Genomic DNA, 23,208 nt, shown 5'->3' on the forward strand with positions numbered 1-23,208 from the left:
GGACATCAACGCCAGCTATCAAAATGCTCAGGCAAAAAGCCGCATGCCGCGCTCTGCCGCCATTTTAAAACTGCTCACGACATGCTCCGCCAGGGCATCCTCTGCCGGGCCGGTGCCGGGCCGCTTGGCCAGGGTTATGCGGTATTCGCCAAGCTCGGGCAGGCCGTGGCGGGCATCAAGATGGATCAGTCGATCGGAAATCACGCTGATCGGGACCGGACAGATCGCAAGGTCAGCCTCGGTCGCGGCAATCTGGGCCTGACAAAACTCGCTGGTATAGGCAACGCGGTAATTGATCCCCGCTTCGTCAAGCGCCCGCAATGCCATCGCCCGCCAATAACATCCCGGTTCGGCCAGTGCGACCGGAAGCGGGCGTTTTTCAATCGCCATTCCGTTGCGAGCACCAAGCCAGACAAGCGGTTCACTATGGATTGGCGGTTGCGGATCAAGTTCGGGGTCATAGCTGAAAACGGCGATATCGGTGGTGCCGTCGGCAATGCGCTGGCGCAGCCTTGCGGTCGGACCAAGAAAGACATCGACCTCGACATGCGGGTGGCTGATGGCAAAACGGCGCATGATTTCGGGAATGGCGATGATCCCATTGTCGTTGGGCACGCCAAGCTGCACTTTCCCTGCAAAATCCGGAGTGCGGAAGCGTGACATGACCTCATCATTGAGCTGCAAAAGACGTCGTGCAAAACCCAATAAAACCTCGCCATCCGGGGTCAGTCGCACCCGGCGGGGTTCGCGTTCAAACAGGCTGCATCCGACAATTTCCTCAAGCTTCTTGACCTGAAGACTGATGGCAGAGGCACTGCGATTGACCCGTTCTGCCGCGCGCGAAAAGTTGCCGGTTTCACAAATCGTGACAAAGGTCCGCGCCAGATCAAGGTCAAGATTTGGCAGGTTTCCGGGCAAAGAGGACATGTGTGATTGCCAATTTATGAGTTTTTCCAATCAAAGATGTTAAATCTTCTCGTTTGTCTCATCAATAAGAAATCCTCATCATCTCGCTATCAGTGATTGGGAAAACTTGAAAAGGATGATGGCCATGGCAGCGCAAATTTCATGCGAGCCGACGGTAGCCGCCAAAACCGACGTGACCAGCAGGTCCGATGGGGTGTGGGCCAGAATGACGGGTTTTTGGGCCAAATGGCGCGTGCGTCGCGAAGCGTATCGGCGGAACCTGCGCGAGGTTGACGCTATGCTGGCGATGGAAGACTGGATGCTGCAAGACGTCTATGGTGTAGGGCATGGTGATGTGATCGCAGCCAAGCGCAGCCTTATGGCCAATCGGCACAATCCCGGTTGGCGGCTTTCACTGTTTTTACAGGATCGCATAGAGGCAAACCGGAAGGAAAAGCAAAGGTGGAAAGGGCGATAAAATTGGACATGAACGATCTGTATTGCACCACCATTCTCTCGGTGCGAGTATCGCCCAAAGTGTCGTGATCACGGCGAATAAATGCCGTTACATACGGTAAAACATGGCGGGATTTGGAATGAAGATCGCAATTCTTGACGACTATCTCGACAGCATTTTTCATTTGCCCTGTTATGAAAAGCTGGCCGGGCATGACGTAACGATCCTTCGACAGAAATATGATGATCCGGCAGAACTGGCGCGCGCGATTGGCGATGCCGAGGCGGTCGTTCTTTTTCGCGAACGCACCAGGATCACTGATGAATTGCTGGCACATTTGCCAAATGTAAAACTGATCAGCCAGCGCAGTGCTTATCCCCATATTGATGTCGATGCCTGCACGAAACGCGGCGTGTTGCTGTGTTCGAAACAGGGGGCGGGCAAGGCACCATCCTATGCGGCGGCGGAAATGACATGGGCGCTGATCATGGCATCCGCCCGCCAGATCGTGGAACAGAACGCGTCGCTTAAAGCCGGACAGTGGCAGATGGGGGTTGGCAAAACACTGCGCGGGCGAACAATCGGTATCCTCGGATATGGCAAGATTTCGCGCGTGGTCGCGGGCTATGCCAAGGCGTTCGGGATGAATGTGCTGGTCTGGGCGTCCGAGGCATCGCGCAAGGCTGCTACGGATGATGGCCTTGATGTTGCCGCGTCACGCGAGGCGTTCTTTGCAGCACCCGATATCATCACGGTGCATATGCGCCTGACCCCGGAAACCCGTGGCACGATTACGGCCGATGATCTCGCACGGATGCGACCCGCAAGCCTGTTTGTCAACACATCGCGGGCCGGGTTGGTGGTGCCGGGGGCGCTTCTGGCGGCCCTTGATGCCGGGCGTCCGGGGAAGGCGGCGGTGGATGTGCTCGATACCGAACCCCTGACCGACCCGCATGACCGGTTTGCCAACCATCCCAATGTTCTGGCAACCCCGCATGTCGGCTTCGTGACCGAGGATGAACTGGATATGCAGTTTGGCGATATTTTCGATCAGGTGGTCGCCTATGCCAATGGCGATCCGATCCATATGATCAACCCCGAAGTCTGGCATGGTCGCAAAGCCAAACCGGCATAGGGGCGGCAACAGTAAGCTCGCAATGAAAACGGCCGCCGGAAGGTCCCCGGCGGCCGTTTTCATTTATGCCTTTGCTGATTTGGCTGCTGCCGATTTGGCCGCTCTGGCTTTTGCGCCGGGCAGGCGGGCAAATATCGTGATATTGCCAAGGAAGATCATGACAAGCCCCGTCGCCCCAATCGGGGTCCAGACGTAGCCTTCAAGGAAGGTGGAAACCGTAAGGGCCACAACCGGGAAGAGCACGGTGACATAGGCCGCACGTCCAGCACCCACACGATGGACCAGCGCCAGATAGGCAATGAAGGCAACGACCGAGCCCGGAATGGCCAGATACAGAAGACCGCCGATATAGACCGGATCGGTCGGCATGACCGGCGTCTGACCGCGCAACAGGGCAAAGATGAACAGCAATACCGCACCATAGGCCATGCCACGCGCCACCGCATCGCGGTTGGGAATACCCATGGCGTTCAGTTTGACCGACACCATGTTACCCATGCTAAACACCGCCGTTCCGCCAAGGGCGAACAAAAGGCCGGTGATGGCATGCGGATTATGCGACAGGGCATAAATCTGATTGGCAAACAGACAGGCAATACCGCCAAGGCCGAATGCCGCCCCAAAGACAAAGCGAAGACCCGGCCGCTGTCCATAAAAGGCCCAGTTGCCAAGCGCATTGAAAATGGTCGAGGTGGTAAAGATCACCGCAACAATCCCCGATGCGATATAACCGGTTGCCGAATACATCAGGATAAAGTTGATGCCAAACAGCCCGCAGCCCAAAAGCACGATCCAAGGATGAGCCCGCCACGGAACCGGTCGCCATTTGCGTGACAGGATCAGAAAGCCGCACAGCACCACGGCGGCTAGCAGGAAGCGGTAGAAGATCGACATTTCAATCGGGATCGGCCCGATCTGAAGCTTGATCGCATACCAGGTAAATCCCCAGCAGGCCGTGACGATCAGAAAAAGCAGGGCGGTCATGATAACGGGGCAACTCCGGTGACGAGAGGGGCAGGGCGAAAAGCAGGATAAGGTCGATATGTGGGGCATATCATTTGGCTGTTTATAGACCGTTTGGGGGTGATCAGGCTTTCACGAACTTGCGGTGTTTTTCACAATCTTGCGCAAATCAATGCAGCCATTCGCACGACGGGCTTTGCAATATGGTGCCGCAATGCGATGATCAGACCTCAGAAACAGGACGTGCCGATGTTTGTGCCCAATGGTCGATACCAGAATTTTGAAGTCTATAATCAGCTGATCGGTGATGCCGAACTGCTGAATGCGGGCGATTTTGGCGACAGCATTTCGGCGGCACACTGGCGGCGCAACGCGGATGTCATGACCCGCTATACCGATCCCGACCATCACACCATCAGCCTCTATGTCAACGGTGGCACCGGCATTAAACGCCAGATCGGACCTGATCCGCTAACCGGTGGCGGGCCGGGGCGCTGTTGTCTGATGCCGGCACATCTGACGTCGGATTGGGTGGTGAATGGCGAGGTGGAGCTTTTCCACCTTTATATCCCGCATTCTGCATGGGAACGCGCGGTGGTCGAGGCGTTCGACATCGAACCCAACGCCGTCGAAGTCCCCGAAAAGACCTTTTTCCTTGATCCCCTGATCGAGCAGACAATCCGCCATGCCATGTTGCCGCTGGACTGGGATGCTCCGGCTGATCGTATGGCAATGTCGAGTGCGGGGCAGATGCTGATGGGGCATATGTTGCGCAGCTATTCGTCGAAACGCGATCTGGAATTCCGGGTGCGCGGCGGCCTGTCGCCGCAAATCAGACGCCGGGTGTTTGATTTTATCGAGGCCAATTTGGATCAGCCGTTGTCACTCGAACAGATTTCGGCCGAGGCGGGGCTTTCGCCCTATCACTTTGCGCGCATGTTCCGCCAGTCGGTGGGCGAGGCACCGCATAAATATGTTCTGCGCCGCCGGATCGAGGCCGCAAAGCAGATGTTGCGTGATCCGGCACGGTCGGTTGCCGATATCGCGCATGCCACCGGCTTTTCAAGCCAGGCCCATCTGACCACAAGGTTCAGTGGCTTTACCGGACTGACCCCGGCAAAATTCCGAAGCGTCGCCCGGTAACTGCGGGGCGTACATGTCTTGTGCCTGTAGACAAGAGATGGCGTCACAGAATAATTGGATTGGGCTTTATGCACCGCCCGCAAAGGGCACGGCATTTGGCCTTCCAAGCAGATACCCTTGCACATAGTCCACGCCATAACCGGTCAGGAAATCAAGTTCGCCCTGGCGTTCAATTCCTTCGGCAACGACATCGATGTCGAGCTGTTTGGCTAGGTCGATCAGCTTGCTGACGATGGCCTGTTTATATTTATCCTGATCAACATGGTCGATCAGATCCCGGTCGATTTTAATGATGTCGGGTTGCAATTGCGGCAGCATGTTCAGGGTCGAATAGCCCGATCCGACATCGTCCAGTGCAACCCGAAAACCTGAATCGCGATAGGATTTCAAAATCGCGCCAAGATGCTCGATACTCCGCACTTTTTCGGTTTCGATCACTTCAAAGATAACCTTGTTGCGATCCAACCCGCATTCCGAAACGACGTCAATCGTTGTACGCAGGCAGGAATCCGGATCGTAGATCGAGCTTGGCGTAAAGTTGATAAACAGATTGCCCGAAATGCCAGCTTCGTGCGCGTTGCGAACATTTGCCGCACGGGCCGCCCGGTCAAGCTGGAACAATAAATCGGCTGATTGAGCCGCGCCAAACAACTTATCCGGAGTGATGACATTGCCGGTTTTATCGGTCCCGCGGATCAGGCATTCGTGCGCATAGGGCTTGGTGATGTTCTCAGCCGCAAAAATCGGTTGAAAAACGGATTTCAGGCGATTGTCCCGCAGCATGTCGCCCAACCATTCGGCGCCGATCTGTGCGCGAATGGCATCAAGCGATGTGACGCGCGCAATGTCGTCAAGTTGCGGTTCCATGCTGCCAGCCATAATCAACGCCTTGGTATCGGCGATTTCCTCGGGCAGCAGGTTTTCGGAAATTGCATCAATCAGCGGGCGCAGACCCGGACGAACATAATCAAGATAAAGCGTTGCAACCGATGCGCTTTTTTCTGCCGAATGCCCAAGCTTTTTGATATTGGCGAGAATTTTACCGGTTGTATGTGCAACGGGTGGCCAAAGGTAAAGGCGGCCTTCGCTTGGCGCAATTTCCGGTATCTGATCGCACTTTTCGCAGAAGGTCAAAATCGTCTCCGCTTTTAGGTTTGCCCGCTTACCCGAAGGCCCGTCATCTTGCAAGATGATGAATTCTTTCATTAAAACATATGGGATTGGGGTTTGGCAAAAAAGGCTAAATTTCGAGCGGCGCATTTAGCTGCGGACTGGCATATCGGAAAAACCGCTTTACTCATCGGAGATGGTGAACAGGTCAACCGGTTGCTGGCGACCGCGAATGGCAAAGGAACCCAAGGCTTTAAAGGCAATTGTTCCGCCGGTGGCGGCATCGACCAGTTCTCGGGTTGCGGCACTGATCAGAATTTCGGTGCCGGTTTCCTTGTTCATGGCTTCAAGGCGCGATGCAAGATTGGCCGTATCGCCCTGAATGGTGAAATCGATCCGGTCTCCCGATCCGACAGGGCCGGCAACCACCGGCCCGGAATGAATACCGATCCGTGTTTGGACATTCATGGTGCCCGCGAATTTATGATGGCGGGTAATGTTTTGCATGGTGATGGCCGCCCGTACTGCGTTGGCAGCGTGATCAGGATCTTCGTGCAGGACATTGAACACGGCATGAAGCGCATCGCCGACATAGTTCAGAACCACACCGCGGTGATTGCGGATCGGTGCATTGACCAGATCGAAATATTCGTTCAGCAGGGCAATGACATCAGCCGGTTCCATATCCTCCGACAGGCGCGTAAAGCCGCTGATATCAGTAAACATTACCGTGGCAAAGCGAAGCTCGCCGGCCGCGCGGGGATCGCCGCTTTGTTCACGTTTCATAGCCAGTTCGACAACATCCTGACTGACATAGCGTTCGAACGCACGGCGCATTCGGTCTTTTTCCTCCAGCCCCGCAGCCATTCGATTAAATTCGAATGCCAGTCGGCTGACTTCATCGTCGCTGGTGACGGCGATACGGGTTGTGGTTTGTCCTGCGCCGATTTCACGCACGGCTTCGGTCAATTGTCCGATCGGACGGGTAAGGGTGCGGCTGATGAAAAACAGACACAAAACGGCAGCAGTTTCCGTTGCAATCACATCAAGGATCACGGCTTGCTCAACGCTTAGTCCCTGTGCTGCACGGATATCGCGAAACAGCGTAATATCAAGCAGAATGGCTACCGATGAAATCATGGTCAGGGCCAGGATCACAATAGCCAAGCGTAATCCGATGCGCCCGCGTCCGGGATGATATTCAATTCCCCAAAGATCATGTGTCTGTTTGCGAATGATTTCAGCACAGTCGGCCGAGGCGAAAAACGCATAGATCGCAAAATGTGCGGCATAAGCAAAGCTGAACCATGACGCGGCGTAGATTTTGGTTGCCAGATCAACCTCTGGCAGGTCGGCCTGATTGACGTTGAAGGTGCCAAGACCGAATGCGGCGAGGCAATAGGCAAGCCCGACCATGAAGGCCCATATTGCGGAAAGAACATGAAGCTTGCGCAGGCGCCGTAGGCCGGTACTGCGTTTGATGGGCTGCTGGTGCGCTAGTGCATTGATCATCCGCAAAATCGGTTGGAAAATCAAAATTGCCCCGGCGGTATTGAGGGCAACCAGAATAACGGCATTAATGATGGCCGCCCGCCAGATGACCGAAAAGTTGCCCGAGATGAGAACATAAGCGCCGGAAAAACACACATCGATGAAAGCCATGCCCGCCATCGACAGAATGTAACGGACAAGCATGGCGTGACCGGGCGCAATGGTGCTGTCCGATACGGGGTGCCCGACAATGGGCGAGGAGGTGTGCGCGTGCCCGGTATCCGTTGTCACGGTGTGATCCTGTTGTTTTGCACGTTTTACGCGTCGCGTTGCCGCAGGGTTCAGTCACGGTTCCGTGTGATGCGGATTATTTCGTGTCTGTCGAAGATGACCGGTAAATGTGATGGGGCTTTGTACAGAATATGGCAGCTCCGGATCGCCGTTTTCGTGTTTGGAGCGGGGGGCTAATCATTTCCAAGTTTATTACAAGTCTCGGCCTGAAGAATTGATAAGTCTATTTAAGTAATTGATTTTAATGAATTTTAACAAGTTGAGAAATCAGTTGACAAGATTGATCTCGCATATCTAAAATTTCAAACAAACTAAAATATCAATTAATGGCAAAAACGCCAATCCAACGGGAGGACTTCCATAATGAACTTTACTGTGAAAACACTTGGAATCTGTGCCGTGCTTGCTGGGGCGCTTGCCGCAGGCATGCCTGCGACGGCTGCAACGACGCTTCGCATCGGGACTGTTCTCGCACCGAATGACCCGATGGGGCAGGGGCTTGAGAAGTTCAAGCTTGATGTGGAAAAAGCCACCAATGGTGAAGTGGTTATCGAGGTTTTCCACAATTCGCAGCTTGGCGACACCACCGAGATGATCGATCAGGCCCGTGCCGGTGCCGCAATTGGAACGGTCACCGATGTTGCCCGTCTTTCAAGTTTCGTTCCGTCGCTGGCGATCATGTCGGCACCGTTCCTGTTTGATAATTACGAGCAGGCCGACAAATTTGCCCTTTCGGATGAATATATCGCCTGGGGTGACGAGCTCCGCGAGAAGTCCGGCCTCGTGATGATTGCATCGAACTGGTATCAGGGCGCGCGCCATGCCTTGACGCAGCACCCGGTTTCAAGCCCTGCTGATCTTGCCGGTGTCCGGATGCGGACAATCGGTGCGCCAGTCTGGATCGAAACCATCCGCGCGATGGGGGCCGAGCCGACCCCGATTGCCTGGGGCGAAGTTTACACTGCCTTGCAGCTTGGCACGATTGACGGTGCCGAAGCCCAGCCGACCGCAATCTGGAATGCCAAACTGTATGAAGTGATCAAGAATGTGACCAAGACCGGCCATATTCAGCTTGTTACCGCATTGGTCGTCGGTGCCGATGCATGGGACGATATTTCCCCTGAAAACCAGAAAATCGTCCGTGATCTTGCGGTCGAGGATGGCCGCTATGCATCGCAACTGACCATAGAACTTGGCGAAAAGGCCCTTGAAGATGTTGCCGCAAGCGGGGTTGAGGTCAGCGAAGTCGATCTTGCACCGTTCAAGGAAGCTGTAAAGCCGGTTTACAAGCAGCTTGATCTCGAAGCGGAAGCCGCCATCGTTAATAAAGTTCTTGGCCGCTGATTTCCCGGTGACAGTTAACGTGCCTTTCGAATGTGCGTTGTTCCGGATGCGGGGCAACGCACTTCAAACTTCAAGATGGAATGGAATACATGCTCAAGCAAATTGAGTTTGCCTGCGCCGGGATTCTGCTGGTTGCGGTCGTCATTCTTGTCGGTGTTGCGTCAATTGCCAGGGCCATGGGATCACCGATTATCTGGTCGATTGAAATGGCCCAGCTGATTTTTGTCTGGCTTTGCATGCTGGCTGCTGACATTGGCATGCAGGAAAACCGGCATTTCGGTCTTCAGATCCTGCAAGACAACATATCCCCCAAAGCACGCGATCTGGTCGAGCTGTTCAACATCGTCGTGATCATCAGCTTCCTTGCGTTTCTGCTGTATTACGCGTGGGGCAACATGATTTTGATGCATCCTCGTCTTGTCGGCGCAACGCAGATTCATGCCTCTTACATCCATGCTTCGATGGTAGTCGGTCTGATCCTTTTGATGCGGACCATGGTGTTTAAACTTGTCGAACGAATTCGAAGCAGGGGGCTGTTCTGATGCTGATACTGATTGCGGTACTGTTTACGGTTTTTCTGGTCATCGGAATGCCTGTCGCCTTTGCCCTGGCACTTGCTTCGGTGCCGGTCTTCATTCTGACCGGGGCCATGCCGCCAACCGTGGTGATCCAGAAAATGGTAACGGCAACACAAAGCTTCCCGCTTTTGGCCGTACCGTTCTTTATCCTTGCCGGCAACCTGATGAATGTGACGGGGATTACATTCCGCCTGGTCAAATTTGCCCGTCTGCTGACCGGCTGGATGGCCGGGGGGCTGGCGCAGGTTTCCATCGTTTTAAGCTTCATGATGGGCGGGATTTCAGGCTCGGCTGTTGCCGATGCCTCGATGGAGGCGCGCCTTCTGGGGCCCAGCATGATCAAGCAGGGCTATTCCAAGGCATCGACCGCTGCTGTTCTGGCCTTCGGGTCGGTTATCACCGCGACCATTCCGCCAAGCATTGGTTTGATCCTGTTCGGGTTTGTGAATGAGGTTTCGATCGGTCGTCTGTTCCTCGCGGGTATTTTGCCCGGCATTTTCCTGACGATTGTTCTGATGATCACGTCCTGGTTTGTGGCGCATAAAAACGGCTACAAACCCGATCTGCCAACGGTGCCGAGTGCAAAAGAACTTTGGTCGAGCTTTTCGGAAAGTATCTGGGCACTGGCATTTCCGGTCATTCTGATCGTCGGTTTCCGGTTCGGCCTGTTTACTGCGACCGAGGCAGGGGCTTTCCTGGTTTTCTATGCGCTTTGTGTCGGGTTTTTCGTTTATCGGGAACTGGACTGGAAAAAGCTTTACGAGGCAGTGACCGGTTCTGTTTCCGATCTTGGAATGGTGATGTTGCTGATCATTATGGCTGCCGTTCTTGGCTATGCCATGACCATCGAACGTGCACCCCAGCAGATTACCGAATTTGTCACAACGCTTACCGAAAACCCGGTTCTGATCCTGACCCTTGTTGTTGCGGTCCTTGTCATCAGTGGCATGTTCCTTGAAGGGGCGGCAAATATCCTTCTGGTTACGCCGATTGTCATGCCGGTTCTCGTCAATGCCGGATATGACTCGGTCCATATGGGGATTTTGATCGTGACGCTGATCAACTTTGGCGGTCTGACGCCGCCGGTCGGGGTCATCATGTTTACGGTTTGCGGCATTCTTGATGTCAAAACCGGTGCTTATACCCGGGCATCGATCCCGTTCTTCATTGCGATGGCGGTATTTTTCATTCTGATGGCGGCAGTGCCAAGCTTGACGTTGTTATTGCCCAACGCCTTGATGTAATTAGGGACCCAAAGGATGCAGGCATTGCGCAATTGCCGGGGAGTTGAGTGAAGATGAACACATTTATGGGCGGTTTCATGCCTGTTCAGGATGGCGGGATAAAAGCCAATGCGCATGTTCCGGCCTCGGCACTTGTGTATGAGGAAATCAGAAGCCGGATCATTTCGCTGGCACTTCCGCCTGAAACAACACTGGTTCGGGCGGAACTGGCCGAAAGCTTCAAAGTCAGTCAATCCCCGGTGCGTGAAGCCATCATGCGTCTGGAACAGGACGGGCTGGTTGCATCCTATCCCCAGTCGCGCACCATTGTGACCAAGATAGATGTTGCCCGCATTCGCGAAGAACATTTTTTGCGCGTTGCTGCGGAATGCGAAGTTGTTCGGCAATTGGCGGAAATGGGCGAAACCGGCGCGGTTGTCAAAGCCAAGGGCATTATCAAAATGCAGGAAGCACTTGCAGGCGATATCGAACAGATCGATCTGTTCAAGCAGCTTGACGAGACGTTTCATGCCGCCCTGTTTACCGGTGTGAACCAGTCCAACCTACATGTGCAGGTAACGGCGCGAAGCGGCCACCTGGCACGCGTTCGCATGCTTGATCTGCCGCGTGCAGGCAAAATGCTTTCGGTGCTTGAGGGGCACAAGGCGGTTATTGCAGCGATCCAGTCTGGTGACGGAAATCTGGCCAGTTCTGAAATGCGCAAGCACCTTTCAGGGACGATGGAACGTTTGCCGCAGATCGTCGAAGAAAACAGGGAACTGTTTTCATAAGGTTTTGGCCTTCCTCCCGGGCGACCGGTGCAATCCGGCGAGGCGTTCGTGGTAAACGCCTCGCCGGATTTTTGTTTGTCCGGATTTCGGGGGCCGAGGGGCTTTGCGGAACTGCTGCAATCGCATATCGTGTGGCTCCTGAAAAGGAACAGAAATGCAAACAAGTTTTCGCCAGTACCGGTCTGAAGCTGCCAGTCACAGCCATGATGATTTTCACCAGATCATCATTGCCGACCTTGGCATGCTTGAGCTTGAGATAGAGGGGCGTGGCGGATGTGTTTCCGGTCGCAGACTGGCCTTTGTTCCGGCGGGCGATACCCATGCCTATCGGGCGGTGGGGATGAACCGGTTCCTTGTGCTTGATGTCGATACCGAAGTCGCGGCGCAGACTGGCCTTGAAAGGCTTTGGCATCAGGCGGGGGCATCGCCCTATCTTGAAGTCGTGGCGGGATATGCGGGACATTTGACCGGTCTTTTGCAGGGGCTTGAACAAAAGCGGGTGATATCGCGGATACGGCGCATCGCCCCTGACGGGCAGGGAAACCTTCAGCCGGAAAATCTGTCATTGCTGCATATGGCGGGGATTGCGACCTGCGAAAGTGCCTTTGCCGATGATGCCTTCATTTGCCAAACCTTGCGTGAGGTGCTTGGCCATTCGGCAGCCGCGCAGGGCCGCGATACTGATTCCGGTCAGGGCATTCCGATGCGGTTGCAACGGTTGCTTGCCTGGATTGAACTGCGCCTGTCCGCACCGATTGGGATTTCTGAAATGGCAATGATTACAGCGCAATCGGAAAGCGCGCTATTTGCCACCTTCCAGCGCCATCTGGGGACAACGCCGATGCGATGGCTTGGTGAACAAAGATTGCAGCGCGCCCATGCGATGCTTGGCGATCCGAAAAATACCATGACACTTGGCAATATCGCACGAGAGGTCGGCTTCACCGATCAAAGCGCCTTTTCACGTGCCTTTTCTCGGCGGTTCGGACATGCACCGATTGCGCTTCGGCGCGGGTCGGCCACGGCAAGTGATGGTTCATCCTACCAGTCGTAATCATCGGGAATATTCGATTTCAGATCGCTTCGTCGCACCAGCTCAAGGAAGGCCATCGCCGCCGGGGAAAGGGTGCGCCCGGATCGCCAGATCAATCCAATATGTCGCAGTAATTCCGGCTTTTCCAATGGCCGGAATATCAACGGTTCCCGCCCCAAAACCGGAAGGGTCAGCGCGGGCAGGGCTGTCACGCCCAAACCTTGTGAAACGAAGGCCCCGGCCGTGGCAAGATGGGACACCTCGAACCGGGGGCGGAAGGGAATGTTGTTTTGTGCGCAGGCTGCATCAATCAATGTGCGGACACTTGTGCCCGATGCCATGGCGACAATCGGCTCGGCAATCAGTTCTTCCCATGTGTAGGGACGTTTTTCATCAAGGATGCCGCCGGGCGCACCAACCGCAATGAACCGGTCCGTCAGCAGTTTTTGAAAGGACAGATTATCGGTTGCCTGAACCACCCCTGCGGTAAAACCAAGATCGGCCTGACCCATTTCGACTTCGCGGATCACACCGTCCGAAAGAACATCGTTGATCTGCACATCAATATCGGGATGAGCGTCCATGAAACTGGAAATCAGTGGCGGGAGCAAGCCGGCCGTAACGGATGGAAGACCGGCAATTGTCAGGCGTCCGCGTCGTGCGGCAAGATAGGAATCAAATTCAGACAGCGCATTTTCGGCTGTACCAAGCATCCGTTCGGCGAGATGACGAAAAACGCTGCCCTGTTGGGTCAGGGCGACATTGCGCGTATCGCGGTCAAACAGGCGCGTGCCGGTGCGTTGTTCAAGTCGGCTGATTTGCCGGCTTAGTGCTGATCCCGAAAGGCCAAGTTTGTCTGCCGTTGCCCGAAAACTTCCGCTTTCGGACAAAAGAATGAAGGCCCGGATTTCATCCATGTCAATATTAATGCGTTTCATGCATTAATTATGTCATTTTAATCACTTCAGGCAACAAAAGTTATAGGGCAAGCTTTGGTCTGGCTGACGGAAAACAAACTGAAAAATATCCGCAGTACAAAATGCCCCACGGGGCTTAGGGAGGAATATCCTATGAAAATGATGAAGATCGTTCTTGCCGGAGCGATGGCTATTGGCCTTTCGTTTCCGGCTTTCGCCCAGCAAAAGCTGCTGATTGGTTCGACCTCGGCATCGTCAAGCCACTATGGCTACTTCGTTGCTGTGGCAAAACTGATCAATGACAATGTTGCCGATATCGAGGCATCGGTTGTTGAGACCGGTGCCACAATGGATAATTTGCGTCGTATCGAACGCAAACAGATTGACCTTGGGCTTGTGACGACAAACGTTGCCCAGCATGCCGTTGCCGGAACCAACAAGTTTGACGGCCATGCAATGGATCTGGGGCTTTTGTGGGTTTATACCGGTGCACCACAAAACGTGATCGTGCGCGATGATGCTGGTGTCGAAAATCTTGCGGGTCTTGCCGATGTCCGCTTCAATCCGGGGATCAAGGGATCGGCAACAGAAAGCACAACCGAGGCGGTTTTCAATGCTCTTGGTCTGAGCGCGGATTACGTGCGTGGGTCGACAACGGATGTTGTCGACATGATCAAGGACAACCGTGTGGCGGGTTACGTAAAATCCGGTGCCGGTGAAAAGCTTGACAGTTCAACGATTGATATCGCGACCTTTACCCCCATTCGCGTGCTTGGCCTGACGGATGATCAGAAGGCAACCCTGATTGAAAAGATGCCGGATGTTTCCGTGGTTGATGTTCCGGCTGGTGCGGCGGATGGTGTTCCTGCCTACACGACCTGGAGCTTTGGCGTAGGTGTCGGTGCCGGTCCCAATCTGTCCGAAGAAACCGCTTATCAGATCGTTAAGGCGGCGATGGAAGACAAGGAAGTACAGGGGGCCGCGATGGCCAGTGTCAAGGGCGTTGATCTTGCAAAACTGACCTTGCAATACGCGACAATTCCGTTGCATCCGGGTGCTGCGAAATGGTTCCGTGAACAGGGGATCGAAATCCCGGCACGGCTTGATCCGGCGAAGCAATAAGTCGCCTATATAAAAAGAATATCAGGGAAAATCGTCATGTTGGATCGCGTTCAAAGCGGGCTTGCACTGCTGGTTGGTGCCTTTGTTTTCTATACGGCAGCGACAGGACCATTTGAAAGTCTTATCCAGCGGGCGATTTTTCTTGCGCTGGTGGTTTGTCTGGGACTTGCCATCTATCCGTTGGGGCACGAACGGCCCTGGCGCAAACTGGGCATTTGCATCGATGTGCTGATTGCCGCGATTACCCTTTGCGCATGCAGCTATATCGTTGTGAATTACGATGAAATCATGACTTCCTTGCCGTGGGCGACGACGCTGGACATGGTTTTGACAGCAGGACTTGTTCTCGCGGTTCTGGAAGTCGGTCGCCGTGCCGTGGGTATCATTTTCCCGGCACTGGTCGTGATCGGCCTGGCTTATGCACTATTGGGCGATAACCTTCCAGGCAGCCTTGGTCATCGCGGCTTTGACATGGCCTTTGTCACCGAAACCATTTTCCTTGGCGATCTTGGTGTATGGGGCATGCTGACTGGGGTTGCGGCAACTGTTATTGCTGCCTTTGTGCTGTTCGGGGCGCTTTTGTTGCATACCGGCGGCGGCCAAAGTTTTATGGACCTAGCTATGCGGTTGGGCGGTCGACAGGCGGGCGGTGCTGCGAAAATCGCAACCATTGCCAGCGGTCTGTTCGGGATGATTTCCGGATCGGCTGTTGCCAATGTTGCCACGACTGGCAACTTTACCATTCCGATGATGCGTCGCCTTGGTTATCCGGCACCGTTTGCAGCAGCCGTCGAAGCCGTGGCGTCGACGGGCGGACAGATTGCACCGCCGATCATGGGGGCGGCGGCCTTTGTGATGGCGGAAATTCTTGGCATTTCGTATGTCGATGTGATGGTTGCTGCGGTCATTCCGGCTTTGCTGTTTTATCTTTCTGTTTTTGTCACCGTGCATATTGTTTCGGTTCGGCGCAACCTGCGCCTCGTGCCGGAAGATGAATTACCGTCATGGTCCGAAATTTTGCAATTGCGCCGTGTTTTGCCGATTGTTGCCGCCCTTTTGGGCCTTGGGATCGGGATATTCATGGGCCGGTCGGTTGCGACGTCTGCCTTTTACGGAATTGGCGGATTGCTTGTGGCATTTGTTGCCACATCCTATGGAGCCCTTTCGGTGAAAACCATGGCTCATCGCGTTCTGGCCGGGATTGCTGACGCGGGAAAAGGGATGGTGATCATTGGCGTGTTGCTTGCGGGGGCGCAAATTCTTGTTTCCATGATCAATCTGACCGGTATCGGAGTGACGCTAAGCTCGCTAATTGTCTCTTTTGCGGGGGATTCGACCGTTCTGGTGGCGATTGTCGTCGGTCTTGTCTGCATGGTGATGGGGATGGGATTGCCGACGACAGCAGCCTACGTGCTGGTGGCGGCGGTTCTTGCACCTGCGATGACTGCTGTCGGGGTTGAGCCGCTGACCGCACATTTGTTTGTGTTCTATTTTGCGACGACTTCAGTAATTACGCCGCCGGTTTGCGTTGCGGTATTTGTCGGGGCGGGAATTGCCGGGACAAACTGGCTGCCCGCGGCGATGGAGGCCGTGCGACTTGGCGCGATGACCTATGTCGTGCCCTTCATGTTGCTGATGTATCCGGGCATGACCGGCGGTGGTGGTGCATTATCGGTGCTTAATGCCCTTTTGTCCGGACTGGTTCTTGTGTTTGCGATCCCGGCTTTGTTGGGTGGGCAGCGTTTTTGGGGGCAGCTATGGCTTGATCGCGGTATGCTGGTTGTGGTCATCGTTCTCGCCCTTTGGCCCTTTGCCCTAGCCCCATTTATTGCTGCAGGTGTGCTTGCCACCGGGTTTTATTTTGGCAAAAAACAGCCTTCTGTTCCGGAGGCACCGCAATGAAAACCTTGCGGATCGGAACAGGTGCCGGTTTTGCCGGGGACAGGATAGAACCTGCGGTCGAACTGGTCAGGGACGGGGATCTCGATTACCTCGTATTTGAATGCCTGGCAGAACGCACCATCGCCCTTGCACAGCAGGCAAGAATGGGTAATCCGGATGCCGGATATGACCCGTTGCTGGAACGGCGCATGAGGGCGGTATTGCCGATTTGCCGGGAAAAGGGTGTTCGCATCATTTCCAACATGGGGGCGGCAAACCCGTATGCCGCGGCACAAAAGACCTTGGTGGTGGCGCGCGAACTTGGTCTTTCGGGGCTGCGTGTGGCGGCCGTGACCGGGGATGATGTTTTGTCCGTACTTGATCCGGAAACATTCCATATCGACGATGCAGGCTGCTTGTTGGGGGCGTTTGATCGGAAACTGGTTTCTGCCAATGCCTATCTTGGTGCCGGACCTATTGTGGAGGCACTGGCAAGCGGGGCGGATGTTATCCTGACCGGGCGTGCGGCCGATCCTGCGATGTTTCTGGCACCCCAGATTTACGAGTTCGGCTGGGAAATGGATGACTGGACGAGGCTTGGACGCGGGACGCTGGTTGGACATTTACTGGAATGCGGGGGGCAGATTACCGGCGGATACTTTGCCGATCCGGGCTTCAAGGATGTTCCGGATCTGGCTCGGCTTGGTTTTCCGTTAGCGGAAATTGATGCAAACGGTCAGGCGGTCATTACCAAGGTTAAAGGAACCGGTGGATTCGTTACTGCTGCAACCTGTAAGGAGCAGCTGCTGTACGAGGTTCACGATCCCGCCGCCTATCTTCAGCCTGATGTCATTGCCGATTTTTCCGGTGTGACAGTTTCGGAAATAGGTCCGGATCGTGTCGCGATTGCGGGCGGTGACGGCAAGCCAAGAACCGGGAAGCTTAAGGTTTCAATCGGGTATGTCGATTCCTGTATCGGTGAAGGGCAGATTTCATATGCTGGACCAGGTGCGCATGAACGCGGACATTTGGCGCTTGATATCCTGAAAGAACGCATTGGTCTTGCGGGTATCGACTGCCAGGAATTGCGAGGGGAACTTATTGGCGTTGATGCGGTGCTGGGCAGTGGTGCTGTCGACCAGTCTGGTTGTGTGCCCGAAGTGCGCGTACGTTTTGTCGGGCGTACCAACAATATTTCCGATGCCGCGCGTATTGGTGAAGAAGTCGAGAGTCTTTATCTGAACGGTCCGGCTGCGGGCGGTGGGGTGACTAAATCGGCGCGTGAAATCATTGCAATCGTTTCCGGTCTTCTGCCCGAAAAAGCGGTCAAAACCACTGTCGAGATATTGGAGGCCTGATGATGTTGTTACGCGATATCGCCCATTCCCGAACAGGTGACAAAGGCAATATTTCCAACATTTCCGTTATTGCCTATGACCCGGCACATTGGGACCGGATATTGGAAAAAGTCACCGCAGATCGCGTCAAACAGCACTTTGCCGGGCTGGTTGCGGGCGAGGTGATCCGCTATGAGTTGCCCGCTATTCAGGCGCTGAACTTTGTCATGCATGATGCCCTTGGCGGTGGCGTTACAAGGTCCCTGTCACTTGATCCGCATGGCAAATGCCTTAGTTCCCTGATGCTGACCTTGTCCGTTGAATAAGGGTAGCATTCCCTTCCTGTGACCAATAAATCCGGAGTTTGAGCAAAGACGTTTTCCCAATGGGGTGCTTTCATTCCCCCGCAATTAGTTGAACTCCGGGATGGCGTCCATGACTTTGCTTGATCAACGTACGAAGGCCACCATGATTGGGGGCATTGCGATTGTGCTTTGGTCATTGCTGGCTTTGTTCACAACAGAAGCCGGCTCCATCCCTCCTTTTCAACTGGTCAGTCTTTGTTTTTCCGTTGCGGCCATTTTCAGCTTTATCTGGATCGCGCGCGGCGGGTTGGCGGCATTTCAGGCATGGAGGCAACCGGTTGGTGCCTGGGTGCTTGGGGTTGGCGGATTGTTTGGCTATCACTTTTTCTATTTCGTAGCCTTGGCCAATGCGCCCGCGGTTGATGCCAGTCTGATTGCCTATCTGTGGCCACTTTTTATTGTCCTGTTTTCAGCACTTCTGCCCGGCGAACGATTGCGCTGGTATCACACTGCCGGTGCTGTTCTGGGACTTTGCGGGGCTGCGGTTCTGGTAACCAGAGGGCAGGGCTTTGATTTTGATCCGGCCTATGGCGTTGGCTATGGTGCGGCGATGATTTGTTCCATCCTGTGGTCGGGCTATTCGGTGCTTAACCGGCGTTATCGCAATGTTCCGGTCGAAGCCGTTTGCGGTTTTTGCGCCGGGGCGGCGGTGCTGGGGTTCATAACGCATGGCGTGACTGAAATCTGGGTCATGCCTGATACCGGGCAGTGGCTTGCGATTGTCGTACTTGGGCTTGGCCCGGTCGGGGTTGCTTTCTTTGTCTGGGATTATGGCACCAAGCATGGCGATATTCAGGTTCTGGGTGTCGCGTCTTATGGTGCACCGTTACTCAGCACGATCCTGCTGATCGGTTTTGGCAAAGCCGAAGCAAGCCCGACCGTGATCGCGGGGTGCCTTTTGATTGTTGGTGGCGCGCTTTTGGCTTCGATAAAAATGCTGCGACGGAAAACGGTTGTTGCGTGACCCAGGGCCTTGTTGGCGCTAGAACTGGATTAGCAAAGAAAATAAAAAGATCCGGAGCGCCCATAAATGACACAGCATATCCCCAAAGCCGAATTGCATCTGCATATGGAAGGCGCGTTGACGCCGGCACTGGTGCGGAAATTTGCCACCAGGAATGCAATCACCCTCCCGGACGGGATTTATGACGATCAGGATCGATATATCTGGTCGAATTTTCCTGAATTCCTGATGAGTTTTGACAAGGCGAGTGCGGCCATTCGCACTGGCAAGGATTACGCCGATCTGACCCACTGGTACCTTACAGAACAGGCCAAAGCCGGTGCACTCTATGTCGAGATTTTCTGTTCGCCGTCGCATGCGCTGGAATGCGGGATTTCATTTGAAGATCATTTGAACGGCGTTGCCGAGGGCATCGACAGAGCCGAGAAGGAAACCGGGATTATTGGCCGGATCATCATGACCTGCGTGCGCCATATCGGCCCTGAAAAGGCAGTCGGTGTGGCGACTGAGAGCGTTGCCTGCGGTCATCCCTATATTGTCGGGTTTGGCATGGGCGGGAATGAAAGCATGTTTTCGCAGGAAGCGTTTTATCCGGCCTTTAAAATTGCCGCCGACGCCGGGCTTGGCTGTACGACCCACGCAGGCGAGGTCGAAGGTCCGCAAAGTGTCTGGGACGCGATCGACAAATTGCCGGTTACCCGTATAGGACATGGCGTGCGATCCATTGAAGATCCAAAACTGGTCGAACAACTGGTGAAGCGCGGCATCGTTTTGGAAGTGTGCCCGGGTTCGAACATTTCCCTGTCGGTTTATCCCGATTACGCGTCCCATCCGTTGCGCAGGCTTTACGATGCCGGGGTCAAGGTGACGTTGGGTTCCGACGATCCGCCATTTTTCGATACAACACTGGCCGAAGAATATCAGCGGGCCAAAGACGTGTTCGGCTTCAGCGCGGAAGAGCTTCGCGGGCTGACACGTACGGCCCTTGAAGCCGCGTTTGTCGATGCGGAAACAAAAGCCAAACTGATCGCGAAACTTGACGCCAACTGATGCAAAACGCCCCGGATATCCGGGGCGTTTTTTGTTCTGTTACCAAGGCGTTTTGCCAAGAAGCTTTTCCCCAAGCGGGGTCAGTTTTGCGCGATCATAGCGCGTCTGTTCCCAATTGCGCGGGTCGCCGGGGAAGGCGTGGCCGCCGGCTGGCAGGCGTTCGGACCAGCTTTGGGTGCGCCAATCGACAAGTTCCTGTTCTTCGGGGGTTGCCGGAGCCATCGAAATATACTGCGCAATGCGTGTCTGGTTAGACCGGTTGGCACGGATGCCATGTGCAAGCAGACTGTTGAAAATCAAAAGATCACCGGCCTGCATCGGGATGCGTTTGGGTTCATACGGAATATTGGCAATGTCCGGACGGAACGGATCGCGATCCTTTGGCGCGGTGACAAGCCAGTCGGCAAAATTGGCAAACAGGTCGGGCACGCACTGGAAACCGCCCATATCATCATTGGTATCGACCAGCGATAAAACCCCCTGCACATTGATTGGCAACGGGTCTTGACTGGTGTCTGCGTCCCAGTGAATGAAGCCGTCAAAGGCACGCGCGCCAACATTGGGGGTATTAAGGTTGGCGCGATCGATCGATACCCAAAGATCAGTGCGATCCCAGATATCGACAAAGGCATCATAAACCCGCGGGGTCTGGCGGTTATCCCACATTGATTGATGGTGATAGGCTTCGACCATGCCGGAATTGTTCAATTCGGTCATGGCATGGTCGCGCATTTGCGGGCGGGACCAGCTTGCTGGATCATTCGGGTTCATTTCCTGAAATTCCCAAAGGAAATCGACGGTGGCCTTGACCTGTTCCTGCGGGACGGCATTTTTCACGACAACATAGCCATAGGTCTGCCAGTGTTTGAAATCTGCATCCGACAGCACACGCAGCGGTAGCGTTTTTTCCAGGTCGCGCAATTGCGTACCGGTGACTTCCTTGACCGAGGCATTGCCAGGTCTGTTCGCATTCGGGCCGGTTGGGGCCATTGTCGCCATGGTCGCGTTTGCCAGCATGCTCATGATTGTTTCCTCCCGCATGGTTCATGATGTTGGAACCATTCTAGGGGCCGGCAATGATTAAGCCCACTGACAGGGCGGACATAATATGATACTATTCAGCCAATTTAATCGACTATAATAGCCGTATAAGCGGGCATTTGAATGAAGCTTCTGTTCGAACATGTGAAAATTGCACCGGACCGGTCATGGCGCGGCCTGCACCGGAACCTGCGTGCGATCCCGTTCGAGTGGCATTTTCATCCGGAATATGAACTGACCCTGACGCTCGGAAGTGAGGGGCAACGGTATGTCGGAGATCATATCGGCTATTATGGTAACGATGATCTGGTGTTGTTGGGCCCGAACCTGCCCCATACATGGCATTCGGACAATGCCGTCCCGCCCGCAGCCGGGAAAATCGACATGGGGGCCTATGATCTTGATTTGCAGGCAAAGCCGGGCGAACGGCCACATCAGGCCTTTGTGTTCTGGTTTACGGCCGATTGGATCAATAATGTTTGTGCAACCATGCCGGAATTTGCGCGTTTGCGACCTGCCCTGACAGATGCGAGGCGGGGGGTGAAGTTCGATGCCCTGACCGCGCGAAAGGTTGCAGCCTTTACGCCCCGGTTTGATGCCGGCGATCCGGCCGACCGCTTATTGTTGCTGATAGAGGTATTACGGGTTTTGCTGGATGCACGGGAACGGATACCGCTGGCGTCCGAGCGGTTTGATGCAACGGTGCCCGATTATCACGAGGCAACCCGGCTTGGCCGGGTTCTGGATATTTTGCATTCGCACTATGTCGAGCAGATTGGCAGCGCCGAAATAGCCCATCAGACCGGCATGAGCGAACGGACACTGCGTCGGTTTTTCAAACGCCATACGGGATCAAGCGTTCAGGATTATCTGATGGGATTGCGGCTCGGGCGGGCGGTATCGCTGCTGCTGTCTTCGGACCTTCCGATCTATCGGGTGGCGGAGGAAGCCGGATTCCAGAACCTGTCGCATTTTAATCGGCAATTTTCCCGTCATCGTGGCATGCCGCCGAGCCGGTTTCGGCGGGACCGGTTTGAAAAGGGGATATTGCAGGCGGTATGAGGACGAACATTACCCATCAGAAACCGGGCAGGATCCAGTTGTGGTGGTGATTTGCCAGATGCTGGTCGAACGCCTGCCAGAAAAGGGCGCGGAAATGATCGCTTTCCTGAAGGATTTCGTGGCGGGATTCAGGGATTTCGACCATGGTGACGGATGGATGATCACCAAACAGTTCCTGTGTGGCGCGGTTGCTGACCACCTGATCGTTTCCTGATAGGACCATTGTAATCGGGGGCAGGGGGGCAGCCGCAAAATCATTGTCAGGCACCACGCGACGTGACAATTCCGCCTGAGCCCGGAAGCAGGCATCAAGCCAACCTGCTGATACCCCGCCAACCACCAGATCGGGATTGTCCTGCAAACAGGTGACGTTGCGTTCATAGCGCGCACGATCCGATGTCAGCAGATTGTCATCGGCAAAGGGTTGTAATGGCGAAAGCAGCTTTTGCCCCGGCAGGAACTGTTTATTGAACCCGTATCGGCAAAGGCCGGCTGACAAAAACTGTGCAGCAAGCGCAATCCAGTCCGGACCGCCAAGCCCGAAGAACGGGGCAATCATGACGGCACTGCCAAACAGGTCCGGGTTTTCAAGCAACATATGCATACCGACCAACCCACCGGTCGAATGAGTTAGAAGCAGATCACAGCTGGTATTGTGCTGATTGGCCAGATGCCGGAGCACATCATGGGTGTCTTCGACATAATGTCCGACATCGCCAACATAACCCATATGGCTTTCCGTCACTTCGCGGGTCGATCCGCCCTGACCGCGAAAATCAAATGTGACGCATCCAAGCCCACGTTCGGCAAGTTCGCGCGCAGTTTCATCATATCGTTCGATAAATTCACCGCGTCCCTGAAGGATCAGGACATGACCAAGGGCATTTTCGGGCGAGTAAAGGGCATAACGCAATGTCAGGCCGCTTTGTCCGGTAAAACGATCAATGGCAAATGTCATGTCTTCGCGAGCTTCTTATCCGGTGGTCGGAGGGCGATCAGCACTA

The 23,208-nt window shown here is 54.7% G+C and carries 22 protein-coding genes; 15 read left to right on the top strand and 7 right to left on the bottom strand.

Annotated features, from left to right (window positions below):
* Window positions 1–27: 27 nt before the first annotated feature.
* Window positions 28–927, bottom strand: a complete 900-nt coding sequence (locus AUP42_RS13560; protein ID WP_062952130.1) for a LysR family transcriptional regulator — start codon at window positions 925–927, stop codon at window positions 28–30.
* 124 nt (window positions 928–1,051) lie between these two features.
* On the opposite strand from AUP42_RS13560, the gene AUP42_RS13565 reads away from it, so the two are divergent.
* Window positions 1,052–1,384, top strand: coding sequence for a hypothetical protein (locus AUP42_RS13565; RefSeq protein ID WP_062952131.1), 333 nt, complete (start codon window positions 1,052–1,054; stop codon window positions 1,382–1,384).
* A 118-nt stretch (window positions 1,385–1,502) separates the two neighbouring features.
* Window positions 1,503–2,498, top strand: coding sequence for a D-2-hydroxyacid dehydrogenase family protein (locus tag AUP42_RS13570; RefSeq protein WP_062952132.1), 996 nt, complete (start codon window positions 1,503–1,505; stop codon window positions 2,496–2,498).
* 63 nt (window positions 2,499–2,561) lie between these two features.
* On the opposite strand, the gene AUP42_RS13575 is transcribed toward AUP42_RS13570, so the two are convergent.
* Complete coding sequence (locus AUP42_RS13575; RefSeq protein ID WP_062952133.1) at window positions 2,562–3,482, bottom strand: DMT family transporter; 921 nt, start codon at window positions 3,480–3,482, stop codon at window positions 2,562–2,564.
* A gap of 198 nt (window positions 3,483–3,680) precedes the next feature.
* On the opposite strand from AUP42_RS13575, the gene AUP42_RS13580 reads away from it, so the two are divergent.
* Window positions 3,681–4,604 carry a helix-turn-helix domain-containing protein gene (locus AUP42_RS13580; protein ID WP_231858289.1) on the top strand — a complete coding sequence of 308 codons (924 nt, stop codon included), beginning with the start codon at window positions 3,681–3,683 and terminating at the stop codon, window positions 4,602–4,604.
* Between the two features lie 66 nt (window positions 4,605–4,670).
* On the opposite strand, the gene AUP42_RS13585 is transcribed toward AUP42_RS13580, so the two are convergent.
* Window positions 4,671–5,738 (bottom strand): EAL domain-containing protein, encoded by a 1,068-nt coding sequence (locus AUP42_RS13585; RefSeq protein ID WP_231858290.1) that lies wholly within the window; start codon window positions 5,736–5,738, stop codon window positions 4,671–4,673.
* 159 nt (window positions 5,739–5,897) lie between these two features.
* Window positions 5,898–7,496, bottom strand: coding sequence for an adenylate/guanylate cyclase domain-containing protein (locus AUP42_RS13590; RefSeq protein WP_062952135.1), 1,599 nt, complete (start codon window positions 7,494–7,496; stop codon window positions 5,898–5,900).
* A gap of 363 nt (window positions 7,497–7,859) precedes the next feature.
* Here AUP42_RS13590 and AUP42_RS13595 point away from each other — a divergent pair, with 363 nt between their 5' ends.
* The 5 genes from AUP42_RS13595 to AUP42_RS13615 all read left to right on the top strand — a co-directional run bounded on the left by AUP42_RS13595 (window position 7,860) and on the right by AUP42_RS13615 (window position 12,486).
* Window positions 7,860–8,840 carry a C4-dicarboxylate TRAP transporter substrate-binding protein gene (locus AUP42_RS13595; protein WP_062952136.1) on the top strand — a complete coding sequence of 327 codons (981 nt, stop codon included), beginning with the start codon at window positions 7,860–7,862 and terminating at the stop codon, window positions 8,838–8,840.
* Window positions 8,841–8,929: 89 nt separating this feature from the next.
* On the top strand, window positions 8,930–9,382 hold the full coding sequence (locus AUP42_RS13600) for a TRAP transporter small permease (protein WP_062952197.1): 453 nt from the start codon (window positions 8,930–8,932) through the stop codon (window positions 9,380–9,382).
* A complete protein-coding gene (locus tag AUP42_RS13605; protein ID WP_082824770.1) occupies window positions 9,382–10,662 on the top strand; it encodes a TRAP transporter large permease in 1,281 nt (426 codons plus the stop codon). The genes AUP42_RS13600 and AUP42_RS13605 overlap by 1 nt, the downstream gene beginning before the upstream one ends.
* A 53-nt stretch (window positions 10,663–10,715) precedes the next feature.
* Window positions 10,716–11,432, top strand: a complete 717-nt coding sequence (locus tag AUP42_RS13610; protein ID WP_062952137.1) for a GntR family transcriptional regulator — start codon at window positions 10,716–10,718, stop codon at window positions 11,430–11,432.
* Between the two features lie 154 nt (window positions 11,433–11,586).
* Window positions 11,587–12,486: a helix-turn-helix domain-containing protein gene (locus AUP42_RS13615; RefSeq protein WP_062952138.1), complete on the top strand. Its 900-nt coding sequence runs from the start codon at window positions 11,587–11,589 to the stop codon at window positions 12,484–12,486.
* Here the strand turns inward: AUP42_RS13615 and AUP42_RS13620 are convergent.
* The gene (locus tag AUP42_RS13620) at window positions 12,474–13,403 is read right to left on the bottom strand and encodes a LysR family transcriptional regulator (RefSeq protein ID WP_082824771.1); all 930 of its coding nucleotides are present in this window, start codon (window positions 13,401–13,403) and stop codon (window positions 12,474–12,476) included. The genes AUP42_RS13615 and AUP42_RS13620 overlap by 13 nt on opposite strands.
* Window positions 13,404–13,535: 132 nt before the next feature.
* Here AUP42_RS13620 and AUP42_RS13625 point away from each other — a divergent pair, with 132 nt between their 5' ends.
* The 6 genes from AUP42_RS13625 to AUP42_RS13650 all read left to right on the top strand — a co-directional run bounded on the left by AUP42_RS13625 (window position 13,536) and on the right by AUP42_RS13650 (window position 20,101).
* Complete coding sequence (locus AUP42_RS13625; RefSeq protein ID WP_062952140.1) at window positions 13,536–14,504, top strand: TAXI family TRAP transporter solute-binding subunit; 969 nt, start codon at window positions 13,536–13,538, stop codon at window positions 14,502–14,504.
* Between the two features lie 36 nt (window positions 14,505–14,540).
* Window positions 14,541–16,406, top strand: a complete 1,866-nt coding sequence (locus AUP42_RS13630) for a TRAP transporter permease (RefSeq protein ID WP_062952141.1) — start codon at window positions 14,541–14,543, stop codon at window positions 16,404–16,406.
* Complete coding sequence (locus AUP42_RS13635) at window positions 16,403–17,743, top strand: acyclic terpene utilization AtuA family protein (RefSeq protein ID WP_062952142.1); 1,341 nt, start codon at window positions 16,403–16,405, stop codon at window positions 17,741–17,743. The genes AUP42_RS13630 and AUP42_RS13635 overlap by 4 nt, the downstream gene beginning before the upstream one ends.
* Window positions 17,743–18,048, top strand: a complete 306-nt coding sequence (locus AUP42_RS13640; protein ID WP_309471127.1) for a hypothetical protein — start codon at window positions 17,743–17,745, stop codon at window positions 18,046–18,048. Before AUP42_RS13635 ends, AUP42_RS13640 begins: the two co-directional genes overlap by 1 nt.
* A 109-nt stretch (window positions 18,049–18,157) precedes the next feature.
* Window positions 18,158–19,051, top strand: a complete 894-nt coding sequence (locus AUP42_RS13645) for a DMT family transporter (RefSeq protein WP_062952143.1) — start codon at window positions 18,158–18,160, stop codon at window positions 19,049–19,051.
* 66 nt (window positions 19,052–19,117) lie between these two features.
* A complete protein-coding gene (locus AUP42_RS13650) occupies window positions 19,118–20,101 on the top strand; it encodes an adenosine deaminase (RefSeq protein WP_062952144.1) in 984 nt (327 codons plus the stop codon).
* 39 nt (window positions 20,102–20,140) lie between these two features.
* Here AUP42_RS13650 and AUP42_RS13655 read toward each other — a convergent pair whose 3' ends face one another.
* Window positions 20,141–21,124 carry a phytanoyl-CoA dioxygenase family protein gene (locus tag AUP42_RS13655; protein WP_062952145.1) on the bottom strand — a complete coding sequence of 328 codons (984 nt, stop codon included), beginning with the start codon at window positions 21,122–21,124 and terminating at the stop codon, window positions 20,141–20,143.
* Between the two features lie 141 nt (window positions 21,125–21,265).
* Between AUP42_RS13655 and AUP42_RS13660 the strand changes: the two genes are divergently transcribed.
* Entirely contained in the window at window positions 21,266–22,204 is a 939-nt protein-coding gene (locus AUP42_RS13660; protein WP_062952146.1) for a helix-turn-helix domain-containing protein, read from the top strand.
* 16 nt (window positions 22,205–22,220) lie between these two features.
* Here the strand turns inward: AUP42_RS13660 and AUP42_RS13665 are convergent, their stop codons facing one another.
* Window positions 22,221–23,162, bottom strand: a complete 942-nt coding sequence (locus AUP42_RS13665; protein WP_062952147.1) for an alpha/beta fold hydrolase — start codon at window positions 23,160–23,162, stop codon at window positions 22,221–22,223.
* Window positions 23,163–23,208 lie beyond the last annotated feature (46 nt).

Origin of the sequence: Thalassospira lucentensis (assembly GCF_001613805.1) — a bacterium.
GTDB classification, from domain to species: Bacteria; Pseudomonadota; Alphaproteobacteria; order Rhodospirillales; family Thalassospiraceae; genus Thalassospira; species Thalassospira lucentensis_A.